This is a genomic window from Siminovitchia fortis, assembly GCF_003605365.2.
GTDB classification, from domain to species: domain Bacteria; phylum Bacillota; class Bacilli; order Bacillales; family Bacillaceae_C; genus Siminovitchia; species Siminovitchia fortis.
Genome location: NZ_QYTU02000021.1, coordinates 1 through 14,606 on the forward strand (window position 1 = coordinate 1; position 14,606 = coordinate 14,606).

Here is a 14,606-nt window from a genome sequence, read left to right on the forward strand (position 1 = left end):
CCCCATTTTAATGGGGAGAGGTTTCAGCCAGCACTGTGTGTAGGCCATAGTAGATAGGTTCCATCTCAAATATCTGGGTGGTATAGCCGTTTTTGATATAGTCATCGATCAATGGAAAAGCTTTTTTGGACAAGTGATGGGCTATCTCCTCAATCACCATGGCCTTGCCGTCCATATCCAAATGCTGATAGCTTGAAAATAGTGCTTCTTCCGCCTGTTTGGTTTTTGTGTTTGCCAGAACGCTGCTGGCAAAGATTGAGGTTTTATCTCTCATCGCGTAGGGTGCCACCGCGACTGCCACTTGATCCGATTGGTACATCGACAAAGCAGCGGTTGCTTCCTCCAGCAGAATATCGTCGTCCTTTTCCAATAGTCCAGCTAAAACAGGAATATACTTTTCAACTTTTAATATACCGGCTGCACGGACGGTCAGAAGGCCCCGGTATGAAAACCATGGCTCGTTTAGTTCATTATCCAAAATATTATCGATGTGTTCTACGTCATACCATTGGTTTAGTAGCAGTTTGTCCTGAATCTGCTTTGCCTGGAAATACAGTTGATGATCATAAAACTCCTTTGACTCCAGTAATGAAAGCACAGCGTCATATTCATTCCGAAGTTTATTTTCATCAGCATGAATCAAAAATTGATTAAAGGCGAAAACATCCTTGCCGAAAACGGATGATAGCTCCTGTTCATGTTCCATAATGATTTCCGGCTTCAAGTGTCTAAAATACTCGATAATCAAGTGCCGTCTTTGCTTCTCCGTTAACTTTAACAGGTTCAACAAAAGGGGAATGGAGTTTTCGTTTACAGCACTTGATTGCACCCGAGCAATAGGTCTATACGCCTTTCTTCCGAATGAAGTGCCATTTCCAGAACTCTGTTGGTCCATTCTGCCGGTGTCAAAGGATATTCTTTTAACGCTTGGAGAACAAATTCCTGGACAATTTTTTGATCACTGAGCAAAAAAGGTTCGATTTTTTCTAAAAATGGATTTGACATGGAGCAGCCTCCCGATTTGGTATCAATATCTTGTAAATAGGATAAGGCAAAAGCTTGTATTTTGAAAGGGATAGATGGTCACTTGTCAAAAAGAAGGATTTAGGAAGGATTTGTTGAATAATTAAAATAAATACTCATGGAAAGGTGTTGGTGTGATTGAAGGTTGAAAACCCTGACTACGATTATCTGTGGAAAGATGTGATCACTGAACTGTTTGAAGAGTTTCTTCTATTTTTCTCCCCTGATTTGTTTGAACTTGTAGATTTTTCCGTCCCGCCTGAATTTCTGGAGCAAGAGCTACAAACCATTTTATCTGAATCTGATAGCAATCAGCGTGTCGCCTACAAATTAGTTAAGCTCCAGTTGAAGAACGGCAGCGAACAATGGGTGTATGTCCATATTGAAGTACAAGGCGACCACAAAAAGATGTTCCCGAAAAGGATGTTTCAATCCTTTTACCGGATTATGGATCTGTATGATCAAAAGATTTATGCACTTGCCCTTTTCACTGGGGAGCGAGCCAAGTACAATTCCGATCAATTCCGTTATGAATTTCTTGGCACAGAGCTGACCTACAACTATAACACCTACCGAATTGCCTCACAATCAGAATCCGCCCTGCTCAAATCACAAAACCCCTTTGCCTTGGCTGTTCTAGCCGGACTATATTTGATTAAAAGTAAAAAGAACGTTGATCTTCAATACGAGTACAAGCGGAAATTGATGAGAATGCTTTTACAGGATAAAATGATAAGTAAAGAGATGAAAAGGGAATATATTCAAAAACTGTTTGTGTTCATTGACCATATTATTCGCCTGCCGGAGGAGGCAGGCCTGCAGCTGATTAGAGATCTGGACCCCATTATGAAAAAGGAGGCGGCACAAATGGGACTTTCCATGAAAGATACGTCATTTGCAAAATATTATTTGAAAGAAGGGAAGAGAGAAGGGATCAAGGAAGGGAAAATTGAAATTGCCGTCAGGCTTTTGAAAAAAGAACACTCCGTAGAAGATGTTGCGGAAATCACGGGTCTGCCGTTACAAGAGGTGCGGGAACTCAAAGAAAAGGAATAATGCAGGTAGGCGCATGGCAACCCGTGCGCCTTTCTATAATAAGAGGTTCAAATTGTAAGTTAAGTAAACCCATTCAAAGTGAGGTGTGACAATTGGCCAAAGTAAATAAGGAAGATGTCTTTGAAGAATTAGAAAAACTTATTGATTCCCTATCCAAAGAAAAGAGGGATTTTCAAGCGGAAAAACTCCGGGAAATAAAGGAGAATCTTAAGCATTTGCTTTATCAGGATGATAAACATTATTATGATATTGTAAGTGAGTCCCTTCAAGAGGACTGGGAAAATGATAAGGATGATGGATATAATGATGTTTGAAAAGCGGGATATTGTTTTGGTGCCTTTCCCATTTTCGGACAAAGATGCTTCCAAAAGGAGGCCCGCGGTCATCCTTAGTCATAATGAACATTATAGACGTTATGGAAAGTATGTATGCGCCGCCATAACGAGCCAAGCCAATAGTAAATTACGAAATCGTTATGAGTATAAATTAATGGACACGCTTTCCGTAGGTCTTATTTATGCTGACCAATGGGTGCTGCCCAATAAAATCTTTACGATAGAAGACCGTTTAATTATAAAGAAGTTAGGTGCAATGAGTGAGTATGACTTTAACCAGGTAATCTCCATGTTTTATGAAATCTTCTTTTAGCTTTATGATATCCTTATACCTGGTGCCTGCAACGGTCGACTACTGCAAAAATGGAGTAAACGTGCACATATCAAATCACCCGACTGGTCAGAACAATTTCCGATCTGGCGCGGGATGAACCCATTACGAAAAAAGGTTGGAAAGCATTGGTCCTGAAAAGATCAAGGCCAACAAAAAAGCCGCCTGAAGGTGGGTGGCTCTGATAAGCTCGTCAACAAGAGGATCTGGATTCCCCCAACGCTTCAAGTCGTTTCCCAAACGCAAAATGTTTGATCTAAAGCGGTATGATCATTCTTCCCAAAACTTTGGCATACATCCATCATTTCTTCTCAAACGCCAGCAAAAAAGGCGGATTGTTTTTCTGGTTGATAAAACCATATTGAAGGACATTCACCTTTGTTTGATCCAGATTTTTAGCATGCTCAAGCACCCGATCCCGCTCATAGGCCCCTTCTTCATGCCCGGGATAAATGACAAGCGCCAGAATGCCGCCTTTGGCCAGCATCTCGATCAACTGGTCGATCGCTGCGATGGTTGTGTCCGGCTTTGTCACGACCGATTTGTCACCGCCGGGCAAATATCCCAGGTTGAACATGGCCCCGTGGATTTTTCCGTGAAATGCTGCAGGCACGGATTCCCCAAGCGTCTCATGTCCCTTCTGAAACAGCGTAACCCTATCAGCAACGTTATTTTTTTCTAAAAGCTCCTTAGTCTGTAAAATGGCTTGCTTCTGGATGTCAAAACCAAAAACATGTCCATTTTCACCGACGAGCTTAGCAAGAAATAAGGTATCATGCCCATTTCCGACAGTCCCGTCGATTGCCGCGTCTCCTGGCCTGATCACTCTTTGCATAAGGGAACGGGCATATGAAAGAACACCCTCAATGTTCATCCCGAAAATACCTCCTCTTCATCATACGAAAAATTGTATCATAACAGCCTTGGATTGAGTACAAACTATGATTGGCAGGCTATAAAGCCAAGCCACTGGAAAAGGGGAGGATTACGTGACAACTCGGCAATCCATTGACAACTTCATTAACCGCTGTGAATCCGCGATTCTTTTTGCTGAGGAACAGTACGAGGAAGGCAGCCGGCAGGAGCATTATCATGATGTGGAATACAGCGAAGCGATGAATGAGTTGGAAGCTATGCTCCAGCAGCTCCAGAAAATGACTGAAAGCGCCAATCCCCAGCAGCGGGAGCAGCTCCACCGGGTCCGCCTGAAGATACAGCAGCTTCAAAATAAGATGATTCTTCTGAATCACGACCGCCCGCTATACAGCACATGGCATTGATAAAGAGACAGGGTTCGCCTGTCTCTTTTAATTGTGAAAGCATAAAATTTGGATGGAACATCTATATGGTATGATGATGTGATATGTCCAGCTTCAGGCGCCTTGCGCTTTTCTAATCCACCGCTGATATTCAAGGCTTTCCGCTTCAATATAGGCTTGAAAACATGTCTAAAATTGTCTACAATGGGGAATAAAGGACTTAATATATAAAACGGTTAAAAAGGACCAGTAATGGTGCCATCCTGTTTCAGAGAGCCGGCGGAAGGTGGAAGCCGGCCAGGACCATCATGAACTCCCCTTTCATTTCTGCAGGTGTGAAGGAAGAAATCCGAAACGGACTATTCTTGTAATGCTTGCCGTATTCTGCGTTAAAGAATAAAGAAGTGAGTGGCCTATGCACTAAATTGGGTGGTACCGCGGGAGAAAACAACCTTCCGTCCCAGGAGTTTTCTCGGGATGGAAGGTTTTTTAATTGAATAAGTCAGGAGGCATCTTCATGGGATACAGCCATAAGGAAGTAGAACAAAAGTGGCAGCAATATTGGGAAAAGAACAAAACATTTACAACTAAAATGGATGAAACGAAAGAAAAATTTTATGCGCTTGACATGTTTCCATATCCTTCAGGGGCAGGGCTCCATGTCGGCCATCCAAAGGGCTACACGGCGTCCGATATACTTGCAAGAATGAAAAGGATGCAGGGATATAATGTGCTTCATCCGATGGGATGGGATGCGTTCGGGCTTCCTGCAGAGCAATATGCAATTGATACGGGGAATGACCCGGCAGAGTTTACTCAGCATAATATCGATACTTTCCGCCGGCAGATCAAATCCCTTGGTTTCTCTTATGACTGGGACCGGGAGATCAATACGACGAATCCCGACTATTACAAATGGACTCAATGGATTTTTGTAAAACTGTTTGAACACGGCCTTGCTTATGTGGATGAAGTGCCGGTAAACTGGTGTCCGGCTTTGGGAACGGTCCTGGCCAATGAGGAAGTCATCGATGGAAAAAGTGAACGCGGCGGGCATCCTGTTGAACGCCGTCCGATGAAACAATGGATTTTAAGGATCACAAAGTATGCTGATCGCCTGCTCGAAGACTTGGAGGAGCTTGATTGGCCCGAAAGCATCAAAGATATGCAAAGGAACTGGATCGGCCGTTCCGAAGGGGCGGAAGTCACTTTCGCCATAGACGGACATCCGGAAACTTTTACTGTTTTTACAACGCGGCCGGATACGCTTTACGGAGCGACTTATGCAGTCCTTGCCCCTGAGCATCCATTCGTGGCGAAAATCACAACGCCCGAGCAGCAGGCTGATGTGAATGCGTATATAGACCAAGTAAAGTCAAAAAGCGATCTGGAAAGAACGGATCTTGCCAAAGATAAAACCGGTGTTTTTACAGGGGCGTATGCCATTAACCCCGTTAACGGCGAGAAAATCCCGATTTGGATTGCCGATTACGTCTTAATGAGCTACGGAACGGGAGCCATCATGGCCGTACCGGCACACGACGAGCGCGACTACGAATTTGCGAAAAAATTCGGCCTGGAGATCAAGGAAGTGGTGGCCGGCGGAAATATCGCCGAAGAGGCATATGTTGGCGACGGCCCGCACGTAAACTCCGGATTTTTGGATGGGATGGATAAAGAAGAGGCCATTTCTGCGATGATCGACTGGCTGGAAAAAGAAGGCCGCGGTACGAAGAAGATCACATACCGTTTGCGTGACTGGCTGTTCAGCCGCCAGCGTTATTGGGGAGAGCCGATTCCGATCATCCATTGGGAAGACGGAACAATGACAGCAGTGCCGGAGGATCAGCTCCCGCTGATTTTACCTGAAACAGACGAAGTGAAACCTTCAGGCACCGGCGAATCGCCGCTTGCCAATATTACTGACTGGCTTCATGTGGAAGACCCTGAAACAGGCAAGAAAGGGCGCCGTGAAACAAATACAATGCCGCAATGGGCAGGAAGCTGCTGGTATTTCCTAAGATTCATCGATCCTCATAATTCCAAAGAGCTTGCGGATAAAAAACTGTTGAAAGAATGGCTGCCGGTCGATATTTATATCGGCGGCGCCGAGCATGCGGTCCTTCATTTGCTTTACGCGCGCTTCTGGCATAAGTTTTTATATGATATCGGTGTTGTACCGACAAAAGAGCCGTTCCAGAAGCTCTTTAACCAAGGGATGATTCTCGGAGAAAATCACGAAAAAATGAGTAAGTCCAAAGGAAACGTAGTCAATCCGGATGATATCATTGAAAGCCATGGGGCGGATACACTTCGTCTCTATGAAATGTTCATGGGTCCGCCTGAAGCTTCAGCAGCCTGGTCAACAACCGGGTTGGACGGCGCACGCCGTTTCTTGGACCGGATCTGGCGCTTGATTGTGGCGGACGATGGCAGCCTGAGTGACAAAATACAAGATGTCACTGGCGGAGAACTTGAAAAAGTGTACCATCAGACTGTCAAAAAGGTAACTGAAGACTGTGAAGCGATGCATTTTAATACGGCTATTTCACAGCTGATGGTTTTCATCAATGAAGCTTATAAAGCGGAAGTCCTTCCGAAGAAATATATGGAGGGATTTGTAAAAATGCTTTCCCCGATTGCTCCGCACATTGCCGAGGAGCTGTGGGAAAAACTTGGCCATGAAGGAACGGTCTCTTATGAAGCCTGGCCTCAATATGACGAAACAAAGCTCGTTTCGGAAGAGGTGGAGATCGTCGTCCAGGTCAACGGCAAAGTACGTACGAAGCTGATGGTTTCCCGTGAAGCAGGCAAGGGAGAGCTTGAAGAGATTGCATTGAATGATGATAAAATCAAATCAGCAATAGAAGGCAAAACAATCAGGAAGATCATTGCAGTGCCCGGGAAATTGGTGAATGTTGTAGCCAATTAACAGAATATCGAAAATGGAAAAACTCGGTCATCATAAACCCATATGGCGACCGAGTTTTTAATATACACGCCTGTTCGGTAGGCAAAAGCATTGAATGCCTCCCGAATAAGCAGTTGGCCTGCTTTATCGGTAGGCATAGGGCCTCAATGTCTATCGCTTATGGAAAAATTCCCCTTTCGGGGCTTTTTCTGTTGCCGAGGAATAACCTTTGCTATAATGTAAATGGTTAATTCCAACGAAAGGTGATAGTCATGGAAATTAAAACAATCACACCTGATGAGGTTAAAACCAAGCTGGAGAATGGCGAAACTTTATTCCTGGTAGATGTACGGGACGATGAAGAAGTCGCCGAAGGGATGATTCCGGAGGCGGTGCATATCCGGATGGGCGAGATTCCGGAACACCTGGATTACTTTGACAAAGAAAATGACTATATTTTGATATGCAGATCCGGCGGCCGCAGCCAAAGAGTCTGCGAATATCTTGCAGCCAGCGGTTTTCCGAATGTCGTGAATATGACTGGTGGCATGCTTGCTTGGACAGGCGAACTAAAGCCAAAACAATGAAATTTTGAAATTGTATAAAAATAATATGCATGGGTCATACTGGTATTAAAAACGGAGAGGTGTGGCCCATGTTGCAGGTCAAGTTGTTCGACTGCGACCATGAACAAGACCTGGAGGAGGAAATCAACCGGTTTTTAAGCGATCTGGAACGTAACCAGGTGGTTGACATTAAATATAACATTGCGGCGCTAAGGGAAGCGGAAGATGAACAAATATATTGTTTCAGTGCCATGGTCATGTATTTAAAATAAGAGGGAGCCCCAGTGATGAAAAGCCCCTCTTATTTTTGTTTGCTGTATTCGGCGCTGTTCCCGCCGGCCAGCCGTCCGGTGACAAGGGCGGCGGTAATGTTATATCCGCCGGTATAGCCGTAAATATCCAGCACCTCCCCGCAGAAGTAAAGCCCGGGCATTTTTTTGGAGGCCATCGTTTTGGGCTCGATTTCTTTCACAGAAACGCCCCCGCCTGTTACAAATGCTTTATCAAGCGGCAGGGTCCCGTTAACAGTAAACCGGAATTGTTTGCATTGCTTGGAAAAATTCCGCAGCTTTTCAGTGGAAACAGTGGAACAAGGGGAGGCCGGGTCAATATCACTCTGTTCAAGCAAGAAAAGCAAGTAGCGTTCCGGAAGCAGTCCTTTCAGCGAATTTTTGATCGCTTTTTTGGGCTCTTCCTTCATGGCCTTCTGTATTTTTTGAAAAAGTTCCTCCTGTCCTGTTTCCGGCAGGGCATCAAGATTTATGACAACTTCTTTAAGCCCCCATTTTTTCATTGCTTTTACAACAAATTGGCTACATCGCAAAACTGCGGGTCCCGAAACGCCTAAATGGGTAAAAATCATATCCATCTGATGGGTGATGATCGGTTTTCCTTTTGGATTAAGGACGCTTAGTGCAACATCCCTCAACGATAGCCCCTGGAGAGTTTTTTCTTTTATAAAAGATTCGGCAGAAGTGAGCGGCACTTCGGTCGGAAACAGCTCTGTGATCGTATGCCCCGCTTTTTCGGCCCATGGAAAGCCGTCACCTGTGGAGCCAGTCTGCGGAACCGACTTTCCACCGACTGCAACGACGATGGCACGGCCCGCTATTGTTTCTCCATTTTCCAGCAAGACCCCGGAAGCTCTCCCTTGATCAAACAGAATGTCCTGAACGGGGCTGTTTGTCCGGACTTTGACGCCAAGGTCGGCCATATGGGACAAAAGGACATCGACAACGGATTGTGCCCGGTTTGAAACGGGAAACATCCGCCCGTGATCTTCTTCCTTGAGCTCAATTCCGAGATTTTCAAAGAAACGGATGATATCCTCATTATTAAATACAGAAAACGCACCATATAAAAATCGTCCATTTCCCGGAATATGACGGATGATCTCATCAATGGGAAGGCGGTTCGTCACATTGCATCTGCCGCCTCCGGAGATGGCAAGCTTTCTTCCCAGCTTATTCCCTTTATCGATCAGCAGGACATTCGCTTTTTTCTCGGCCGCTGCAATAGCGGCCATTAGTCCAGAAGGGCCTCCGCCGATGACGATTACATCATAGATCATTTCATTCAACACCTTAACTTTCCATATCAATCATTTCATTTTAAAATGCCCATAGACTAAAAGCAAATATCCAAGGACGTCTCATTGTCAAAAGCAGTCGATAACTGTAAACTAGTACAGGGGAGATTTATCGATGTTTTTCCGAATGCATACGGAATCGGATATTCCTTTAAAAATAAATAACGGAGAGTCAGAGATTGAATGTCATCTAAACTAATTCGAGGAACCTTCATATTAACGCTGGGCACCATATTATCCAAAGTTCTGGGACTTCTTTATGTCATTCCTTTTTATAGAATCATCGGCGGTGCAAAACAGGCTGCTTTGTATCAGTTCGGCTATGTGCCGTATACGATTTTTATCAGCATAGCGACAGCGGGCATCCCGCTTGCAGTTTCCAAATATATCGCCAAATATAATACGCTGGAAGAGTACGCAGTAGGCAGAAAGCTGTTCCGTTCCGGCATCTACGTTATGCTTGCCACGGGCGTCGTGTCTTTTCTTGCCATGTACGGGCTTGCTCCATGGCTGGCGGAGCTTGTATTAAAAGGCGTGGACACAAAACACAGTTATACTGCTGCTGATGTTGCGACCGTCATCAGGGCGGTCAGCTTTGCCCTGTTGATCATCCCTGTCATGAGTTTGATCAGAGGTTTTTTCCAAGGCCATCAATCAATGGGGCCATCGGCTGTCTCAACTGTTTTAGAGCAGTTAGCGAGGATTGTCTTTCTCTTGGCCGGTGCCTTTATTGTGCTGTATGTATTGAAAGGGGATATTGTCACTGCGATCTCTGTTGCGACTTTTGCAGCGTTCATCGGAGGTCTGGCAAGCCTGCTTGTTTTATTGTGGTATTGGTATAAACGGAAGCCGGGGCTTGACGAGCTGCTTGAAAAAGATAAGGGCACAATGGATGTGTCATTGCCTGATATGTACAAGGAAATCGTTGTATATGCTTTTCCTTTCGTCATGGTCGGCATTGCCAACCCGCTGTTTCAGTTCATTGACCAAATCACTTTTACAAGGGCGATGGCGGAGGCCGGAAAGGCCGCCGGAGCACTGGATGCACTTGGAGTATTGAATATGACGACGCACAAGCTCGTCATTATTCCGGTATCACTTGCAACTGCTTTTGCTCTTACGATCGTACCCCTTGTAACGGAGTCTTATGTAAAAAATGACAAAAAATTGATGTTCCGGCAGTTGGACCAGACGTTTCAAGTGTTGTTGTTCATTACGATGCCGGCGGCGATCGGACTTGCCCTTTTGGCGGATCCGATGTACACCATGTTTTATGAATTCGATGAATTTGGAGCGCAGGTGCTCCGCACTTACGCTCCTGTGGCTATCCTGTTTGCGTTATATTCAGTCACTGCAGCGGTCCTGCAGGGGATCAATGAACAGCGGTTTACAGTCTTGAGCCTGTTAACCGGACTGCTCGTCAAATTGACGTTTAACATTCCCCTGATCAAGCTTTTTGCCACGGAGGGGGCTGTTTATGCAACAGCGTTGGGATACGGGGTTGCGATCGTCATCAACTTGATTGTCATTAAACAATTCGCCTATTATCCTTTCAAGCTTGTCTATAGAAGAACGCTTCTCATCGTTATTTTTAATGTAATGATGGCAATCCCTGTATATGTGATCTATAAAGGGCTGTTATTGTTCATGACGCCGGAATCCACATTCCAATCCATTATCATCATTATGATTTGTGCAGGAGCCGGCGGAATCATATACGCTTTTCTCGGTTTAAAATCCGGGCTGGCCGACAGATTGTTTGGCTCGAAGCTTCAAAGGGTAAAGCAAAAGCTGCGAATCTCTTAACGGATAAAAGAAAGAGGCTGCAGGACAGCGCGCCTCTTTTTTCTTATTTTAGCCAAAGTACGCGGAGTGATCGGGAAGATCATAATAATCCGGCCGGCTGTATCCCAATTGTCTTTCAATCCTTGACACGCGGCGGTCTAATCTTTCAACCTGTCTGTTGAGCCGCTCCATTTGCCGTTCAAGCTGATTCAGTCTTCGTTCTGTTCCAGCGCCGCCCCCGCCTCCGGGAAAACCGGGAAAAAACTGCTGGGGAACTCCGCCTTGTTGTTCGGTCAGCTGCGGTTGAAATTCCATCGGCTGCTGCAGGGTTCCCATTGGCATTTGCTGCATTCCCATCGGAGGCTGCTGTCGGTAATCAAAAAACATCTTTTTCACTCCAATCTTTTCATACCTGCATCAATAGCCTATGTAAAATATGACAAAAGCGTATAGACGAAAGCCTATTTTGTATTTTTATAATAAAAATGCCGGGTGGAGATAAAAATGAGAATTGATAAATTATTGTCCAATATGGGCTACGGAAGCCGTAAGGATGTAAAAAAATTTCTAAAGAGCGGGAAAGTCGCTGTAAACGGTGAATCTGTAAAAGATGGAAAATATCATGTAAACCCTGAGGAAGATACTGTCGAAATTTTCGGCGAAGAGGTCCATTACAAGGAATTTGTTTATCTTATGATGAACAAACCGCCGGGAGTCATTTCTGCCACGGAAGACCTGCAAGATCAGACAGTCATAGATTTGCTCAATGGGGAGGATACCGTTCTCGAGCCTTTTCCTGTTGGCCGTTTGGACAAGGATACGGAGGGGCTACTGCTTTTGACAAATGACGGCCAATTGGCCCATCAGTTGTTGTCGCCTAAAAAGGATGTCCCAAAAACGTATTTTGCTGTCATTGATTCTGCCGTAACTTTTGAAGATGTGGAAGTATTTGAAAATGGGGTGACATTGGACGACGGTTATAAGACGAAGCCCGGAAAGCTTAAAATTATCAAATCCGGAACGCATTCAGATATCGAACTGACAATCACGGAAGGAAAATTCCATCAGGTGAAGCGGATGTTTGCAGCGGTAGGGAAAAAAGTCATTTATTTAAAACGGCTGTCCATGGGGCCGCTTGGGCTGGACGAAAATCTGGAAATTGGGGAATACCGGGAATTGACGGATGAGGAAGTCGGCAGATTAAAAGAATTCGTGAGCAAGAATAAGCATTAGAACAAAAGAGCTTCCTGTTTCCGAGGCTGGAAACGAAGAAGCTCTATTTATTATGCGGCAAGTATCCGTTTAACTGGTTATTTTGACTTTTTTCTCTGTTGTTGTCCACTTCCCGCGGCGCGGGCTGCTGATCAGGTCATTGTATTCTAACACATTCAAATCCCTTTGAATGGTGCGAGGTGTACTTCCGAATGCATCCGCCAGTTCCCTTGTCGAAACTGTACCGTTCTCTTTGATGTATAAGTATACATCTTTGATCCTGGTAAGCATTCTGTTTGTCGACGGCTTCAAAAAACCACTCCCTCATCTTAAATTTCCTTGGCAGAAGGTGCGGACAGCTTTATGCCTTTATATTATTAGGCTGTTGTTTGCGTAATTCCAAAGGACAACTCCTTTTCAACCAGCTTTTAATTTCTCTGCATTTCGGGACTGAAATGTCAGACACTTCTATTTTAACTCATTAGTTTGTTTTTTGAAAGCATAATATCTAACTTGGCAGAAAAAGGATGAATTATGTCGAATACACAAGCCTAAACGCCTTACTATGTTTCCCTTTCATGCCAAATTTGAAACTATTAGGCATCCAAATCGTATGTGAACATAGTAAAAAAGAAAGGGATGAAGCTGTATTGTCATTGTTGACAGTGGATATTGATGAAGCAGGCTATAAACTGCAGGAGGCGGTGATTTCTCACGTCGCGTTCAAGTTGGAGCGTTCCTCCCTTACAGGGATGATTGGAGCGAACGGAGCCGGAAAAAGCACGACCATCAAAGCGATTCTGCAGGAGCTGCCTTTCGTTGAAGGCCATGTCGTGCGAGAAGAGGGGACCTCCTATTCCTACATACCTGAAAGGCCTATCTATTACGATGAACTGACGCTTTGGGAGCATTTTGAATTTGTCGCTGCAGTTGAACAATTGGGAGAAGGGCATTTATTATATGCCAAATCTTTATTGAAAAAATTTCGGCTTGCAGACAGGATCCATGAGTTTCCCGCCACTTTCTCAAAGGGGATGCAGCAAAAAGGGATGATAGCACTTGCCCTGTTTACAAAGCCCGACCTTCTGATTATTGATGAACCGTTCATGGGGCTAGATCCGGGCTCAACCAAAATGCTGCTTGACATGCTGGATGAAGAAAAAGAGAAAGGAACAGGGATCCTCATGTGCACTCATATTCTGGATACAGCCCAGCGGGTATGCGATTCTTTTATCGTCATTGAACAAGGGACCGTCAAGGCTTGCGGCAGGCTGAACGAGGTTCTTGCAAAGTGCGGAGCAGAAGACGGCAGCCTGTATTCCTGCATAGATACAGTGGATGATGGCGATGAGTAGCATACGGCTGCTTTTTCATAGAATCAGGGAAAATTGGAATTATAAATATAAAATCATCAAAACTGTCATGGATTGGACGGTTCTCGTCTACCTTGTTATTCCGGCGGCTGTCGTCACCGTTTTTATATACCGGTCCTGGTGGATTGAACCTCCTGCATGGATAGCATCCGTCCCTTTCCCGCTTTTATTTGCAATCTATTTCTTTTTATTGTGGGGTGGCTATTTTAAAACGTTTGTCAGAGAGGCAGACATTATATTTTTAAGAAAAAATGAGAAGCTGATGCTTGGAATGAAGCAAGGCGGCATCATTGTTTCATATCTCGCGGAGGTTCTTTCGGCAGCCTTGCTGGCTGTACTTATTTCCCCTCTTTGGATGATCCATTATGGACTAAGTATGCAGCACCTTATTTTATTTTTCGGGCTGTGGGTCTCCTTGAAATGGCTCATTATGGCTGTGAATGGAAAGCTGAATGTGCATGTGAAGGGATGGCGGAGTCTTGCCAGAAGCATTCCGGTCCTGATCGGTGCCGGAATCATATGGCGGGTCAGCTATAACGCGCTTCAATCCGGCAGCCTGCTTCCGGTTTTCATTATCATCATATTTAATGCAGCCGCGTCTATGCTGCTTTTGAAAAAACGTTTCACCTCCATACACACCTTTGAGCAGGATCTTTCCATCGATGAGAAAGATAAAAACAAATATACAGAAATGATTTTCGGCATGTCCATGGATGTTGAAAAATTGCCGAAGCCGAAACCGGTCCGCAAAACTCCAAGGCTTTATTCAAAGTCAAACAGGATATTTAAGAACCGAACCCCCAAGAACGGTTTTTTGGAGCTGTTCATCAAAGCCGCAACACGTGATACAGAATACATTCGGGGATATTTGCAGATTCTCGGTGTCACTGCGGCTGCGATCGTATTTGCGCCTCCCATATGGCTGAAAATCACCATTGCGGCAGCCGGCTTTTTCTTCCTGATCGTTTGGATTGGCAGCGTTTGGCATAAATTAATCGGAAGCCATCCGTTCACAAAGAAATACTCCGGGGAGGAAGGGTATATAAAAGGAAAGAACCTCGTTACGACGGTCCTGTCGATTCCTTTTGTCATCATGTGTTTATGCAATGTATGGATTCTCCTGTGGATTCGCAGTCTCTTTCCCTTTTTCTGATCTGACAAAAAGTT

General features: G+C 44.8%; 17 protein-coding genes and 1 other annotated feature. Of the genes, 11 read left to right on the forward strand and 6 right to left on the reverse strand.

The window, feature by feature from the left end; translation table 11 throughout:
* Positions 1 to 7: 7 nt before the first annotated feature.
* Both D4N35_RS10280 and D4N35_RS10285 read right to left on the reverse strand, forming a co-directional pair.
* The gene (locus tag D4N35_RS10280; protein ID WP_128205404.1) at positions 8 to 706 is read right to left on the reverse strand and encodes a hypothetical protein; all 699 of its coding nucleotides are present in this window, start codon (positions 704 to 706) and stop codon (positions 8 to 10) included.
* Positions 707 to 810: 104 nt separating this feature from the next.
* Positions 811 to 1,005, reverse strand: a complete 195-nt coding sequence (locus tag D4N35_RS10285; protein ID WP_120073200.1) for a hypothetical protein — start codon at positions 1,003 to 1,005, stop codon at positions 811 to 813.
* A 156-nt stretch (positions 1,006 to 1,161) separates the two neighbouring features.
* Here D4N35_RS10285 and D4N35_RS10290 point away from each other — a divergent pair, with 156 nt between their 5' ends.
* From D4N35_RS10290 to D4N35_RS10300, 3 genes are all read left to right on the forward strand, one after another.
* The gene (locus D4N35_RS10290; RefSeq protein ID WP_120073203.1) at positions 1,162 to 2,079 is read left to right on the forward strand and encodes an RpnC/YadD family protein; all 918 of its coding nucleotides are present in this window, start codon (positions 1,162 to 1,164) and stop codon (positions 2,077 to 2,079) included.
* 92 nt (positions 2,080 to 2,171) lie between these two features.
* Positions 2,172 to 2,393 carry a hypothetical protein gene (locus D4N35_RS10295; RefSeq protein ID WP_120073205.1) on the forward strand — a complete coding sequence of 74 codons (222 nt, stop codon included), beginning with the start codon at positions 2,172 to 2,174 and terminating at the stop codon, positions 2,391 to 2,393.
* Positions 2,383 to 2,727, forward strand: coding sequence for a type II toxin-antitoxin system PemK/MazF family toxin (locus D4N35_RS10300; RefSeq protein WP_164876339.1), 345 nt, complete (start codon positions 2,383 to 2,385; stop codon positions 2,725 to 2,727). Before D4N35_RS10295 ends, D4N35_RS10300 begins: the two co-directional genes overlap by 11 nt.
* 319 nt (positions 2,728 to 3,046) lie before the next feature.
* On the opposite strand, the gene mnmM is transcribed toward D4N35_RS10300, so the two are convergent.
* The gene (gene mnmM, locus D4N35_RS10305; RefSeq protein WP_120073209.1) at positions 3,047 to 3,619 is read right to left on the reverse strand and encodes a tRNA 5-(aminomethyl)-2-thiouridylate-methyltransferase MnmM; all 573 of its coding nucleotides are present in this window, start codon (positions 3,617 to 3,619) and stop codon (positions 3,047 to 3,049) included.
* Between the two features lie 115 nt (positions 3,620 to 3,734).
* Between mnmM and D4N35_RS10310 the strand changes: the two genes are divergently transcribed.
* The 4 genes from D4N35_RS10310 (at position 3,735) to D4N35_RS10325 (ending at position 7,753) form a co-directional block, all read left to right on the forward strand.
* A complete protein-coding gene (locus D4N35_RS10310; RefSeq protein WP_120073211.1) occupies positions 3,735 to 4,025 on the forward strand; it encodes a YtzC family protein in 291 nt (96 codons plus the stop codon).
* Positions 4,026 to 4,231: 206 nt separating this feature from the next.
* Positions 4,232 to 4,470: a binding site (T-box leader), on the forward strand.
* Between the two features lie 51 nt (positions 4,471 to 4,521).
* Entirely contained in the window at positions 4,522 to 6,936 is a 2,415-nt protein-coding gene (gene leuS / locus D4N35_RS10315) for a leucine--tRNA ligase (RefSeq protein ID WP_120073214.1), read from the forward strand.
* 251 nt (positions 6,937 to 7,187) lie between these two features.
* Entirely contained in the window at positions 7,188 to 7,502 is a 315-nt protein-coding gene (locus D4N35_RS10320) for a rhodanese-like domain-containing protein (protein ID WP_120073216.1), read from the forward strand.
* Between the two features lie 68 nt (positions 7,503 to 7,570).
* Positions 7,571 to 7,753 carry a sporulation protein Cse60 gene (locus D4N35_RS10325; RefSeq protein WP_120073219.1) on the forward strand — a complete coding sequence of 61 codons (183 nt, stop codon included), beginning with the start codon at positions 7,571 to 7,573 and terminating at the stop codon, positions 7,751 to 7,753.
* Between the two features lie 29 nt (positions 7,754 to 7,782).
* Here the strand turns inward: D4N35_RS10325 and D4N35_RS10330 are convergent, their stop codons facing one another.
* Positions 7,783 to 9,051 (reverse strand): BaiN/RdsA family NAD(P)/FAD-dependent oxidoreductase, encoded by a 1,269-nt coding sequence (locus D4N35_RS10330; protein WP_120073221.1) that lies wholly within the window; start codon positions 9,049 to 9,051, stop codon positions 7,783 to 7,785.
* Positions 9,052 to 9,252: 201 nt separating this feature from the next.
* On the opposite strand from D4N35_RS10330, the gene D4N35_RS10335 reads away from it, so the two are divergent.
* Positions 9,253 to 10,875 (forward strand): putative polysaccharide biosynthesis protein, encoded by a 1,623-nt coding sequence (locus tag D4N35_RS10335; protein WP_120073223.1) that lies wholly within the window; start codon positions 9,253 to 9,255, stop codon positions 10,873 to 10,875.
* 48 nt (positions 10,876 to 10,923) lie between these two features.
* On the opposite strand, the gene D4N35_RS10340 is transcribed toward D4N35_RS10335, so the two are convergent.
* Positions 10,924 to 11,241: a hypothetical protein gene (locus D4N35_RS10340; RefSeq protein WP_235870358.1), complete on the reverse strand. Its 318-nt coding sequence runs from the start codon at positions 11,239 to 11,241 to the stop codon at positions 10,924 to 10,926.
* Between the two features lie 117 nt (positions 11,242 to 11,358).
* On the opposite strand from D4N35_RS10340, the gene D4N35_RS10345 reads away from it, so the two are divergent.
* Positions 11,359 to 12,087 carry a pseudouridine synthase gene (locus D4N35_RS10345; protein WP_120073225.1) on the forward strand — a complete coding sequence of 243 codons (729 nt, stop codon included), beginning with the start codon at positions 11,359 to 11,361 and terminating at the stop codon, positions 12,085 to 12,087.
* 69 nt (positions 12,088 to 12,156) lie between these two features.
* Here D4N35_RS10345 and D4N35_RS10350 read toward each other — a convergent pair whose 3' ends face one another.
* Positions 12,157 to 12,378 (reverse strand): DeoR family transcriptional regulator, encoded by a 222-nt coding sequence (locus D4N35_RS10350; protein ID WP_018707400.1) that lies wholly within the window; start codon positions 12,376 to 12,378, stop codon positions 12,157 to 12,159.
* A 215-nt stretch (positions 12,379 to 12,593) separates the two neighbouring features.
* Here D4N35_RS10350 and D4N35_RS10355 point away from each other — a divergent pair, with 215 nt between their 5' ends.
* Positions 12,594 to 13,421, forward strand: coding sequence for an ABC transporter ATP-binding protein (locus D4N35_RS10355; RefSeq protein ID WP_328591076.1), 828 nt, complete (start codon positions 12,594 to 12,596; stop codon positions 13,419 to 13,421).
* Complete coding sequence (locus D4N35_RS10360) at positions 13,414 to 14,592, forward strand: ABC transporter permease (protein ID WP_164876340.1); 1,179 nt, start codon at positions 13,414 to 13,416, stop codon at positions 14,590 to 14,592. The genes D4N35_RS10355 and D4N35_RS10360 overlap by 8 nt, the downstream gene beginning before the upstream one ends.
* Positions 14,593 to 14,606 lie beyond the last annotated feature (14 nt).